This is a genomic window from Paenibacillus elgii NBRC 100335 (assembly GCF_004000865.1).
Classification (GTDB): domain Bacteria; phylum Bacillota; class Bacilli; order Paenibacillales; family NBRC-103111; genus Paenibacillus_G; species Paenibacillus_G elgii.
In genome coordinates this window covers 1-12,044 of record NZ_BIMB01000049.1, presented here as the reverse complement: position 1 = coordinate 12,044, position 12,044 = coordinate 1, and the positions used below count along the sequence as shown (strand labels likewise).

Genomic DNA, 12,044 nt, shown 5'->3' with positions numbered 1-12,044 from the left:
GGCGATTAGGCTTGACGAACCAATCGTTTCATTTCAGCCGCAGTTGCCTTCTTATCCTCTTGACCGGTAATGCCGCCGCCAACAATAACCAGGTCCGGGTTGGCCTTGATAACTTCCGGCAGCGTATTCAGCTTAATACCGCCTGCAATCGCCGTTTTCGCCTGCTTGACGACACGCTTGATCGCCATAAGCTCTTCAAAAGAGTTTTTGCCTGCCGCCTGATGGTCATAACCGGAATGAACACAGATGTAATCCACGCCAAGCGCGTCGATTTCTTTGGCCCTGCCTTCAATGTCCTTCACGTTGATCATGTCGACCATAATTTTTTTGTTTTGTTTTCTGGCTTCTTCGACGGCCCCTCGAATTGTCGAATCGTCCGAGACACCCAGAACGGTAATAATATCCGCCCCCGCTTCGGATGCCTTCATGACCTCGTACCCGCCTGCATCCATAATTTTCAGGTCAGCCAAAACGCGCAAAGCCGGAAATGCCTCTTTGATTTCCTTTACCGCCCTCAATCCTTCGTTAATGACAACCGGCGTGCCGATTTCGACGATATCTATATGCTCCGCCACTTCCGCAACCACTTGTTTTGCTCCGGGAATGTCTACAAGATCCAGTGCCAATTGAAGCTCCATAGGATGATCTCTCCTTCAAAATGATTGTTGTTGTTCGACACAGCCCATTGTAGAGCCTTCATTTCATTTTAGGAAGTAGGCACTTTGCCGTGGGGTAGTTACTTGGAGGATACTATTAAATGGAGAAGCTGTGACCGGACTCGACCTTTGTTTCCTTCCGATGAACAATCATGGGAAGGAACTGCCAACAGATCTGATTGTAAAATTTCCGAAAAGATATTACGCTGTCCTGTCGAACAAGCCGATTGCCTGGAATGAAATGATTGCAAATCTGGAGCGGAAAGATACGGTTGCACTCATGCCGATTTAACCCGTTATGCGTTGAAGGGACGTCTCCAGAAAAAAAACAAGCGAATCCGGTATGCCGGTTCGCCTGTTTTACAAATTGGATTGCAGCGCAACAAATGCCGCCGATCCGGCTCCGGTTTGGTTGCCGGTTGCCGGTTGCTGCGGCCGAAAGACGCTCCGTTACAATTACAACCCGAAAACATGTCTGGCTGCTTGCGTCGTCGCTTCGGCCACTTCCTCCGTGCTTTTGCCCACACATACGGATACAGCCTGCAAGATGTGCGGCAGAAACGCAGGCTCGTTGCGTCCTTCCGCCGGCTTGACGGGCAGATCCCGCGGGGTCAGGAACGGGGCGTCCGTCTCGATCATCAGCCGGTCGAGCGGAATGCGCCGCACCAGCTCCCGCAGATGCTTGCCCCGCCGCTCGTCGCAAATCCAGCCCGTAATCCCGATATACAGTCCCATATCGAGATACGTCTTCAGCTCGCTTGCACTGCCGGTGAAGCAGTGGACGACCGCCCGGTCGATCCGGTGCAGATGCGTCTTCAAGATGCGGACGAAATCCGCATGCGCCTCCCGTTCGTGCAGGAACAACGGCATCCGCAGCTCGCACGCCAGCATGACCTGCGCTTCGAACCACTTCCTCTGCACATCGCGCGGCGAGAAATCGCGGTTGTAATCCAAGCCGCATTCTCCGATCGCTACGACGGAAGGCAGCGCGGCCAGCTTCCGCAGCTGTGCCAGCGTGTCCGGGCCGCAGCTGCGGGCGTCGTGCGGATGGATGCCTGCGGTGGAGTACAGCTTGCCCGGGAACTTGGCCGCATACCGCGCGGCTTCTTCGCTGTTTCGCATATGCGTCCCCGTCAAAATAAGCGGAGAAACGCCCTCCGCTTCCGCCCGGGCGACGACTTGGTCGCGGTCCGGGTGAAACGAGCGGTGCATCAGGTTGACTCCGATATCGATCAGCAACGGCTTCTTCATCGTTTGGTCGCCCCTTTCCCCTCGTCAATGGCACAGCAAGACGCCGGCACTTCGTCGGCCAGCCACACTTCATTTCCCGCGAAATAAAACGTTACGCCCATGCTGCGGGCTTTGGCCGTGTCCACGCGTAGGATGACAAGCTCCCCTCTGCGGCTGCCCGCCAGCGTGGCGAACTGCAGCCCTTCGGACAAATGCACGTACTGGCGGCCCATCGGGCGGATGCCTTCCCGCAAAATCGCCGGCGCGGCATGACGGTTAGTGCCATGATAGAGCGTCTCGGGCGGAATGCCGGGCTCGTAGCGAATCTTTTCGTAGCTGTGCCCGTATCGGGCGCGGATGCGGCCGTTCGCGATTTCGAAGCGCTGCTTATCCGAATTGCGCACGACTTGCTCCACATCCTGCAGCGTGATCGACGCCCATCTGGGCTGCGACCGGATGGCGCGCATCATGTCCTTTAATTCGCACGATCCATCCATCGGGTCCAGGACGAGTCCGAATGCTTTAGGATCGTGTCTTAACAGTTTGGTCATAAATTTGCTTAAGCGAATTTCCGTTTTTTCATTTAACATGTTGATCTCTTCCTTATTTATCAAGTTCACATGACCAGACTGGCTGGTCGTTTCGTATGCCGGTTGGCATAGGCGGAGGCGGCGTACGAGTCAGGCTTCACCCGAGCGGCGTATCTTCCCATGGCTTCGACCCGGTCCACCATCTCCTGAACGTACAACGACGTCTTGTTGACGATCGGTTCCGTGCCCGCATCAATATCGATGAACGCTTCGAGCGAAGCGCCTTGGTACACATAGGGCAGCAGCAGCTCCTCCATCCGGTTCACCGCGTCCCCCTCGAAATAACAGGCTATCTCCTGCGAGAGCGACGTTTCGATCGTCAGCTTCTCTTTGACGGAGGTCAGCTCCCGGGGAAGCACCACCTGCCGGTAACAGGCCCAAGCGCCTTTGCCCGGACGGCGGATAATAATGCCGGTCACGAATTTGGTGTGACCGCGGTGAACCTGGCTGTCGGTACCGATCATTAATTGATACGGCGATGCCGGATCTTGAGAGATGAACCGCAGCATCCGCTCGATCATATCGTCGAGGGAGAGGCGGCGTTCTGTAACATTGTGGAATGTGAGGTCATCGTGCATGGAAAAAAGATTTGTTCGCTTCATGGTTTTGTGTCACCTGTACAACGTACACGGCATCCTTTCGTTATGTATTTGGTTGGAGCCGGCGGGACTTGAACCCGCGGCCTCCGGTCTGACGAACCGGCGAGAACTCCCGCTTCTCCACAGCTCCATATGAGTATAGGGGAAGATGGATTCGAACCACCGCTCGCGGCTTCAAAGGCCGCTGCCTTACCCCTTGGCGATTCCCCTGAGTTGGACGGATAGGTGCGGGGAAGGCCCGCAGGTCTGCCAGTCGCCGAATAGAGCAGCAACCTCTATGACTACATCCTATCCATGATAAAATGGTGACGCATGGGGGATTCGAACCCGCCGAGTGCACGATTGAAAGTCGTGTGGCTTAACCACTTGCCTAATGCGCCGCGTTAATAACGAAAAAGACTGCTAGCTCACGCGCTTTTCTTCCGCCTCGGATTCGTTCCATGGCATAAGAAAAGCCGCCGTGATCCGGCAGCCTTGTATCTCCGTATTTGGCATACGCCGAAACGTATGTCAGAATCGCCCGACCTTCAGGGAAGGAGGGGTTCGGAGCAAATCAAGACTACTGGATTTTGTTTGTAATTCAATTTGGATCTCGCGAACATGGACAATCTTATCATGATTCGTCATCGCTACTCTCTCCTTCCACACGAATTTAAGCAAACAAAAAAGCTGCGCTTCGTCCCTTTTTCCCGCCACCAAGGCAAAAGAAAAAGGCTACGACGATTCGCAGCCTCACCTACCGAATTCCGATTACGATGCGTCTAAAAGCGCCAAACATCGTACAGGTACGCGAAAGCTACGTAAAAAGCGTTGGTTATGAAAGGAATCATGAGCGGAACCTTGCTCGGTATGTAACAGTTGTTCGAATGCGATATGCGTTCTCATGTTCCTAACCTCCCTTCGCTTTTGTGTTCATCAAGTTGGTGAAATCTTATCATGCGTTTCGCAAGCGTGTCAACCATTATTTTTGTAAAATTGTATTTCTTTCTTCACGCTTTACCGCCGTAAGGATGCAGCACAGTAAAAATTGGTGACCGAGAGCTCCCAAATAGAACCGAGCAAAAGTAAACATGACGGGCCGGATCATTGCGAGACGCAAAACAGACTGCCGAATGGCAGCCTGAGTTTGCTGAAATCCTATTTACAGTCAAGGTCGCTGCACAGTCATAGTTCACATCCTGACAATCGTCGCATCCTTAATCCGATTTATCTGCGCGATGACCGCATCAGCCATAGAAAATAAGGTGCTCCGAGGAGCGAGACGATTAGGCCCGATGGAATTTCTTTGGGCGGCAGCAGGTTGCGGCCGACGATGTCGGCCAATACAAGTAGGACAGCCCCGAGCAGCGCAGCAAGCGGCATGAGCCGGCGGTGATTGTGCCCGATCAGAAGGCGTGCCGCATGAGGGGCGATCAGCCCGACGAAGCCGATCGTGCCTACGATCGATACAGCCGCGGCCGCCAGCGCCACGCCGATCGCCGCCGCTCTCAGCCGCGTCTGCTCGACGTTGACCCCAAGGCCCACTGCGCCCTCCTGCCCGAAGGCCAAAATGTCTACCCTCCGCCCGATCAGCCATGCGAGCGGCAGCAGCAGCACGGGCCATACCACGAGCTGCGCCAGCTCCGGCCAGCCGCGCGCGTATGTGCTGCCGGAAATCCAGGCTAACGCCACGGCCACGTTCATTTTGGTCTGGACCACGATGAGCTGAATGACGGCCGACCCGCACGCGGATACCGCGATCCCGACGAGCGCCAGCACGGCCGGCTGCAGGCCTGTTTTGCGGGCGATGAGATAGACGATCAGCGCCGCGGCGATCGCTCCGGCGAAGGAGGCAAAAGGCAGCAGCGCGATCGGCAGCTCCGGCCAGACGAGCAGCAGAAGCAGCGCGCCGACTCCGGCCCCGGCCGAGACGCCGACGATGGACGGATCGGCCATCGGATTGCGCACGACCCCCTGTAGCAGCAGGCCGCTGACCGCAAGCGCCGCGCCGGCGCAGGCCGCGACGAGCATCCGGGGCAGCCGCTGGTCGAGCACGATCGAGCGAGCCAGCTCGGGGCCTTCGCCTTGAACCGCCGCCAGCACGTCCTGCAGCGGGACTTTTACATCGCCGAAGATCATGCCCAGGATCGTGACCGCCACGAGCAGCGCCCCGAATATACCGAGGAGTGCCCGGTAAGAAAGGAAGCGGGCCGTCGTGCCGAGCGACGAGGCGGATGGCTTCGGCACCTCACGATGCTTTTGCGCCGCCCGGTAGGACAAGTAGGCGAGACACGGCCCCCCGATGAGCGCCGTCACGGCGCCTACCGGAAGCTCGCCATACGAGCTGTTGTTGGCCAGCCGGCTGCCGACGTCGGCAGCCACCAGAATGACGGCCCCCCATAAGAAGGAGGCCGGCAGAAGCAGCTTGTGGCTGCGCACCCCGATCAAGCGGACCAGATGCGGGGCAAGCAGCCCGACAAAGCCGATCGGACCGACGATACTGACGATCACGGCGGCAAGCAGCAACGCCAGAACAAGACCGACCAGCCGGATTCGCCCCACATGCTGACCGAGCGACTGCGCCGTCTCCTCGCTGAGCAACAGCAGGTCGAGCGAACGGGAGAGAAACAGGGCCAGTGCAGCGGCTACCGCAATCCATGGCCAAGCGGCGCTGACGCCGCTCCAGTCGTTCTGCACGAGCGTGCCGCTGCCCCACAGAAACAGGCCGCTCGTTTCCTCTTCGAACAGCAGCTGCAGCGCGCCGGTCATCGCGGACACGGCCATCGATACGATCATCCCGGCCAGCGTCATGCGCAGCGGCGTCGCGCGCAGTCCCCCGGCCAGCGAATAGGCCAGCAGCGCAGCAAAAACGGCACCGCCGAACGCAACCAGCATCGGCGAGACGCCCATCAGCGACGGGGCGAACACGGTGGCCGCCACGACCGCGAAATAGGCACCAGCATTGATGCCCAGCGTACCGGCCGAAGCCAGCGGGTTGCGGGTGATCGTCTGCAGCAGCACGCCCGCAACCGCAAGCGCCCCACCGGCCAGCATGCCGGCGACGACTCGCGGCAGCCGCAGCGTGCGCACGATCTGATGCTCGGCCGTATCCTGCGGAACAAAGACCGCTTCAAGCACCATGCGGGGAGTCAAATCGGCAGCGCCCTGCATCACATGGATGACCATGAGCAGGAGCAGCAGCGCCGCTCCCCCGCCGAACACGAGAACGGGCGGGGCCCACCCGCGCATAAAGAAAGCAGCGTTTACGCCGCTTCTTTCCGTACTCATTGGGTCATCGCCGCCGCCGCTTTTTCAGCGATCAGTTGTGCCGACAGCGGTCCGCCGAACAGCCACGTATCGCCGCCCATCGCGTACATCCGGTTTTCCTTGACGAAATCAAGGTTTTTCCATACCGGATTTTCCTTCAGCTGATTGGTGAAAATATTATCGTCATCCTGCACGATGTAGAAGAAATTCGCTTTCTTCATGGCAAGCAGCGGCTCGACGCCCCCTTCTTCGAAGGTTGGGACGTAGCCCTTCGGCTTGAACGCGTTTTTCATCCCCAGCTTGATCAGCACCTTGGCCGACATCGCGTTATCCGACATGATGCGCATCGTCGGCACTTTTTTCAACGAGAAAGCTTGCACCAGGATAAATTCGGAGTCCGCTTTGCCCGCTTTCTTCACTTTGTCGGCCAATCCGGCAATCGCCGTGTCGACGTCCTTCAGCACTTTTTCCCCTTCGTCTTTCTTGTTCAGCGCGTCTGCGGCGATACGGAAATTTTTCTCCATCATCGCGTATGCATCCGGCTCCTTTTCCGTGTTCGGATAGAACACGATGGTCGGAGCGATCGCTTTTAATTTGTCGTAGAAGGCTTCGACGCGGTTGGTCGCGATGATCAAATCCGGCTTCAGCGCGGAGATTTGCTCCAGGCTCGGCTCGACCCGGCTGCCGACATCCTTCACGTCCGGGGACAGCTCGTGCTTCACCTTCACCCATTTTTTGTAGCCTTCGATGTCGGCAATGCCGACCGGCTGGACGCCCAGCGCCAGCACATCCTCGACAACGGACCATTCGATGGCGACGATGCGTTGCGGCGTGCCTTTGATCTCTGTGGTGCCGAGCAGATGGTTGATGGTCCGAGCCGCCGGATCTTGCGATTTGCCCTGCTCTTGCGTCGAAGCTTGCTCCGGCTTCTTGGCGTCGGTGCCGGAAGCAGCTTTCGGAGCGGAAGCTGTATTGGTATTCGCCGTTCCGCAGCCGGCGATGAATAGCATGACGCAGCAAAAGACCAATAGAAAATGATGCATAGATCGTGACATGATGCAGCCCCCTAAGGTTGTACATTAATTGATAATAATTATCATTATCAATTGACAGTTTAGAATGGTTTCCTGCATCTGTCAATCCCCTGTTGTTCAGAATGAATTTGGAGATGAAAACTATGGCTAAGGATTTTCCCGGGAAATACTTTATGGGATAATGATGCCAACAAAGCAGGTGCCATGGAAAAGGGGGAACCTTCGTGAACCACAGTATGACGCTGAATTCGGACGATGAGCGGATAAGTTACCTTTGCCGCAACGATGCCAAGCTGGCCGCTCTGATCGCCCTCATCGGCGAATTGACGTTCAACGTGCGCAGCAGCCATTTTGAGTCGCTGGTGCTATCGATTGTCGGGCAGCAGCTTTCCGTGAAAGCAGCCGCCACCATCAACAACCGGGTAAGATCGCTCGTCTCCTCCATCACTCCCGAGGAGATCGACCGGGTCGATCCCGAAGCGCTCCGAAGCGCCGTCGTCCGCGAAAATCAACTACATCAAAGACTTGAGCGCCAAGCTGCTTCATCAGGAAATCGACCTGGCCCTGCTGCCCCAACTGGAAGACCTCGAGGTCATTGAGATGCTCACCAAGGTAAAAGGGATCGGGCAATGGACGGCGGAAATGTTTCTGATCTTTTCTTTGGGGCGAATGAACGTGCTGTCTCTGGGCGATGTGGGACTGGTGCGAGGAGCCCGATGGCTGTATTCGGCGGAACATAAAAAAGACGGCAACCCTTTGGCGCAGCATGCGCAGAAATGGTCGCCGTATTGCAGCGTCGCCTCCCTCTACTTGTGGGAAGCCGTCAACCGCGGATATGTCGATTCGGGCAAAACGGTCGAGGAACTCGTCTCGGGCTGAGCTGCTTTTCACCGTCGAACCGTCGGTTAGAGCAAACCGTCGAATAGGTTTGTCTCGGTTTTGGAAGGCCAGCGCTGCCCCCGTTCCCAGTTCAAGACAAACGACTCGTAGCGCCGGTTCTCCGGGAAAACGTCCAAATTCCCGAAATACCTCTCGATCGCGAGAAGCTGAGACGTATGGGCGCGCAGCGCTTCTGCTTTGACGCTCCATGCTTGTTCCGTATCGATGACGAGCGTCGGTTCATAGCCTTGCTCGGTCAGCGTCTTCGACCGAATGTAGTACAGCTTCTGGACCGAAGGGCACCGCCCGCTAAGTACGGCCGCTGTCGCAAACCACGAAATCGCCATATGGTCGGGATGAAAATTGCCGCCGTCCTCCGGAAACGTTACCACGATTTTCAAACGGTGTTTGTTGATGAAACGGATGACCGCCTCCAGAAAGAGCGTCTCGTCGACCGTGTCCAGCTTTCCGTCAGGGAAGCCGAGATGCTCCACTTCCGTAATGCCCAGCACCGCGGCGGCCTTCTCCATTTCTTTGACCCGGATCGCGGCAAGTTCCTCTTTCGTGGCTTGCGCCGCGTAGCCGTTCTTTTGCCCCGCTTCGCCCTTGGTCGCCAGCAGCAGCACGGGCGCATGCCCTTCATCCGCCAGCTGCCGGATCAGGCACGCGCTCAAAAAGGTCTCATCGTCCGGGTGCGCGTATAAAAATCCGACCGGTTCTCCCATCGTCAGACGCCTCCTTTTTAGACCCATTATAGCCTACTTTCGGGAGATCAAAACGAAGCGACATCCCTTTTTTCCGTATCGGTCATCTGACCCTTTTCGTCATGGAAGGGGGCTGGCGAATGACGGCCACGCTCGATTCCCGCACAATGAGCCGAGGCTCGAACTGCACCCGTTCATATTCCCCGGTACCGTGGTCGCGAATCCGCTTCAGCAAAAGCTCGGTAGCCAGGCGGGCCACTTCATCCCCCATGATCGAGACCGAGCTGATTTGCGGGCTTGTCACCGTCGACCATAAGTTGTTGTCGATGCCCACGACCGCCACATCTTCCGGAACGCGGATGCCCAGCTCCTTGAAGCGATTCACAATGCCGATAGCCACCATGTCGTTGACCGCATAGATGGCATCCGGCATATGTTTTAGGCTGTAAAAGTAATCGGCCGCGCGCAAGCCTGTTTCAAACGAGAAATCCTCGCCGAAAAAAACGAGGGAAGGATCTACCTGCGGCAGCGACTGCTCGTAGGCAAAATACCGTTCCTCAATTTTGTTCTTCGGGGCACCCGCGTATGCGATTCGCGTCCGGCCGATTTTGATTAGATGCTCCATCACGAGACGGCCTTCCTGGCTGGCCAAGCCGACAACGTCCGCTTTCACATGATCGTCGAGCTTTTTGCCATAGTTGATAATCGAGACGGGTACGCTTGCTTTATTGATCAGTTCCACCAATGTTTTGGGATATGCAAGCGGCATAATAATCAGCCCATCCACGTGCAGCTTCTTTACCTCGCGCACCGTTTCAAGCTCGGTCCGGGCGTTGCCGGTGGTGTTGATCTGCACGACGCGGTAACCATGCTGCTTCGCCGTCTGTTCCACGGACCAGGCGATTTCGGGAATGATCGCATTGCGGATATCCGGCACGGCCAAGGCAATCTGGTACGTTTGCCGCACCTTCAAGCTTTGTGCCGAAGTATTCGGAGTGAAGCCCATTTCCTCAATTACCTGCAGGATCTGCGCCTTCGTTTTGGGACTGATTCCGCCGCTATCGTTAATGGCGCGCGATACGGTGGCGATCCCCACCCCCGCTTTCTTCGCCACATCTTCAATCGTTACTTTTTGCTTTCTGGTCAAGAGCGATGTCCTTTCTTGATTGGAATCGTTTTCTATGATACGAACCGATGTCGCTTGTCTCTTTTTATTATAGCATACGATGCCGCCGTTTGTGACGAGCCATTGGCAAGCACGGTAAGCCGTCTCCTCTGCTTAAACCATCTTCATTCGTAAATCAATTTGACAAATGTATCAAACTTGTGACATTATTTATTGACGGAAACGTTTCCTATTTTATCGCTAAATTGATTTTATTACTCGACCCAGTAAGGAGATGTAATGCAAGCATGAAGGCGTTACGATGGCATGGTGTGAAGGATCTGCGCTTGGAAACGATTACGGAACCACAAGCGCTCCAAGGAAAAGTGAAAATCCGCGTGGAATGGTGCGGCATTTGCGGAAGCGACCTGCACGAATATGTGGCCGGCCCGATTTTTATTCCGGAAAGCACGGCCCACCCGCTGACAAAAGAAAAAGCCCCTATCGTGATGGGGCATGAATTTTCCGGACAAGTCGTCGAGATCGGGGAAGGTGTCGCCTCGGTGAAGGTGGGCGACCGGGTCGTCGTCGAGCCCATCTTCGCGTGCGGGACATGCCCGTCGTGCAAGCAGGGCAAATATAACCTCTGCGAAAAAATGGGCTTTCTCGGCCTCGCCGGCGGTGGCGGCGGCTTCTCTGAATATGTAGCCGTGGATGAACACATGGTCCATAAAATTCCCGACAGCGTCTCTTACGAGCAAGGCGCTTTGGTCGAACCGTCCGCCGTCGCGCTGTACGCCGTTCGTTCCAGCCAGCTGAAGGTCGGGGACAAAGCCGTCGTGTTCGGTACCGGCCCGATCGGCCTGCTGGTCATCGAGGCACTGAAGGCTTCCGGGGCCTCGGAAATTTACGCCGTCGAGCTTTCGCCGGAACGCAAGCGCAAAGCGGAAGAGCTGGGTGCGATCGTCATCGATCCGAAAGAATACGATGTGGTTCAAGAGATTCACAAACGGACAGGCGGCGGCGCCGACATTGCCTTCGAGGTCACCGGGGTACCTCCTGTTCTCACCCAAGCTATCGAGTCGACCAAAGTCGCCGGACAGATCATGATTGTCAGCATCTTCGAAAGAGAAGCGCCGATCCGGCCGAACCACCTCGTCATGAAGGAGCGGAACATGACAGGCATCATCGGCTACCGCAATGTATTCCCGGCGGTCATCCGGTTGATGGAAAAAGGCTTTTTCCCTGCCGAGAAGCTGGTTACGAAGCGAATCAAGCTGGACGAAGCGGTGGAGCATGGCTTTGAAGCTTTGTTGAAAGAAAAAAATCAGGTTAAAATTCTCGTAACTCCCAAGCCGTAAACAACGGATTTATAGCGAAAAGCAGTCTCGGCATGGATGTCCGGGATTGCTTTTCTTTATAGGTGGCGGAGCCATATGGCGTATTGACGTTTGGCCGTTACCTACCAGCGGCAGAAGCAGATGGACGGTGGAACTGAATTATATCGCAGTATTAAAATGACGTGTAGCTAGTTATTCTCAATGTCCACTTAAAGTCTAATATCATCCCCCTTCCACTTAGTGTAAGCATTAAATCCGTTGCCATTAGACAACGCTATCCACCATTCTCCGTTATAGTAAATGATTGCATCTGCCTTGCCGTCACCATTCACGTCTCCTACCATTTGCATCTGCGAGCCAACCCCATGCCCCTCAACCCATTTTTTATAGGCACCAAATCCATTACCGTTAGACAGAGACACCCACCATTCTCCGTTGTAGTAAATAATCGCATCTGCTTTGCCATCCCCGTTCACGTCCCCTACCATTTGTGTCTGTGAACCAACTCCGTGGCCTTCAACCCATTTTTGATAAGCATTAAATCCATTACCGTTAGACAGGGACACCCACCATTCCCCGTTGAAGTAAACAATCGCATCTGCCTTGCCGTCACCATTCACGTCTCCTACCATTTGCATCTGCGAACCGACTCCATGTCCCT

The 12,044-nt window shown here is 55.8% G+C and carries 12 protein-coding genes and 3 tRNA genes; 3 read left to right on the top strand and 12 right to left on the bottom strand.

Translation table 11 applies throughout. The features are described 5' to 3' along the window. Nucleotides 1-5 precede the first annotated feature (5 nt). The 9 genes from hxlA to PEL01S_RS26890 all read right to left on the bottom strand — a co-directional run bounded on the left by hxlA (nt 6) and on the right by PEL01S_RS26890 (nt 7,376). Entirely contained in the window at nt 6-638 is a 633-nt protein-coding gene (gene hxlA, locus PEL01S_RS26930; RefSeq protein ID WP_108532137.1) for a 3-hexulose-6-phosphate synthase, read from the bottom strand. Nucleotides 639-1,112: 474 nt separating this feature from the next. Beyond that, nucleotides 1,113-1,907, bottom strand: coding sequence for a TatD family hydrolase (locus PEL01S_RS26925; RefSeq protein WP_127462448.1), 795 nt, complete (start codon nt 1,905-1,907; stop codon nt 1,113-1,115). After that, entirely contained in the window at nt 1,904-2,476 is a 573-nt protein-coding gene (locus PEL01S_RS26920; RefSeq protein ID WP_127462447.1) for an RNA 2'-phosphotransferase, read from the bottom strand. The genes PEL01S_RS26925 and PEL01S_RS26920 overlap by 4 nt, the downstream gene beginning before the upstream one ends. A gap of 26 nt (nt 2,477-2,502) precedes the next feature. Beyond that, entirely contained in the window at nt 2,503-3,078 is a 576-nt protein-coding gene (locus PEL01S_RS26915) for a ribonuclease H-like YkuK family protein (RefSeq protein ID WP_127462446.1), read from the bottom strand. Nucleotides 3,079-3,131: 53 nt separating this feature from the next. Beyond that, nucleotides 3,132-3,205 (bottom strand) — tRNA-Asp (locus PEL01S_RS26910). Nucleotides 3,206-3,214: 9 nt separating this feature from the next. After that, nucleotides 3,215-3,285: transfer RNA gene (locus PEL01S_RS26905), tRNA-Gln, on the bottom strand. Between the two features lie 93 nt (nt 3,286-3,378). Further along, nucleotides 3,379-3,455: transfer RNA gene (locus tag PEL01S_RS26900), tRNA-Glu, on the bottom strand. 826 nt (nt 3,456-4,281) lie between these two features. Next, nucleotides 4,282-6,342: an iron ABC transporter permease gene (locus PEL01S_RS26895; RefSeq protein WP_127462445.1), complete on the bottom strand. Its 2,061-nt coding sequence runs from the start codon at nt 6,340-6,342 to the stop codon at nt 4,282-4,284. Continuing rightward, the gene (locus PEL01S_RS26890) at nt 6,339-7,376 is read right to left on the bottom strand and encodes an ABC transporter substrate-binding protein (RefSeq protein WP_127462444.1); all 1,038 of its coding nucleotides are present in this window, start codon (nt 7,374-7,376) and stop codon (nt 6,339-6,341) included. The genes PEL01S_RS26895 and PEL01S_RS26890 overlap by 4 nt, the downstream gene beginning before the upstream one ends. A 203-nt stretch (nt 7,377-7,579) precedes the next feature. On the opposite strand from PEL01S_RS26890, the gene PEL01S_RS35390 reads away from it, so the two are divergent. Further along, nucleotides 7,580-7,954, top strand: coding sequence for a DNA glycosylase family protein (locus tag PEL01S_RS35390; protein ID WP_239551566.1), 375 nt, complete (start codon nt 7,580-7,582; stop codon nt 7,952-7,954). A gap of 1 nt (nt 7,955) precedes the next feature. After that, a complete protein-coding gene (locus tag PEL01S_RS35385) occupies nt 7,956-8,234 on the top strand; it encodes a DNA-3-methyladenine glycosylase family protein (protein WP_239551567.1) in 279 nt (92 codons plus the stop codon). A 26-nt stretch (nt 8,235-8,260) separates the two neighbouring features. Here the strand turns inward: PEL01S_RS35385 and PEL01S_RS26880 are convergent, their stop codons facing one another. Both PEL01S_RS26880 and PEL01S_RS26875 read right to left on the bottom strand, forming a co-directional pair. Continuing rightward, nucleotides 8,261-8,959, bottom strand: coding sequence for a PIG-L deacetylase family protein (locus PEL01S_RS26880; RefSeq protein ID WP_127462443.1), 699 nt, complete (start codon nt 8,957-8,959; stop codon nt 8,261-8,263). A gap of 82 nt (nt 8,960-9,041) precedes the next feature. Then, on the bottom strand, nt 9,042-10,085 hold the full coding sequence (locus PEL01S_RS26875; protein WP_063186876.1) for a LacI family DNA-binding transcriptional regulator: 1,044 nt from the start codon (nt 10,083-10,085) through the stop codon (nt 9,042-9,044). A 266-nt stretch (nt 10,086-10,351) separates the two neighbouring features. Here PEL01S_RS26875 and PEL01S_RS26870 point away from each other — a divergent pair, with 266 nt between their 5' ends. Further along, nucleotides 10,352-11,404 carry a 2,3-butanediol dehydrogenase gene (locus tag PEL01S_RS26870; protein ID WP_127462442.1) on the top strand — a complete coding sequence of 351 codons (1,053 nt, stop codon included), beginning with the start codon at nt 10,352-10,354 and terminating at the stop codon, nt 11,402-11,404. A gap of 188 nt (nt 11,405-11,592) precedes the next feature. On the opposite strand, the gene PEL01S_RS26865 is transcribed toward PEL01S_RS26870, so the two are convergent. After that, the coding region (locus PEL01S_RS26865) for an FG-GAP repeat domain-containing protein (RefSeq protein ID WP_218032558.1) at nt 11,593-12,044 on the bottom strand (452 nt) is incomplete at its 5' end.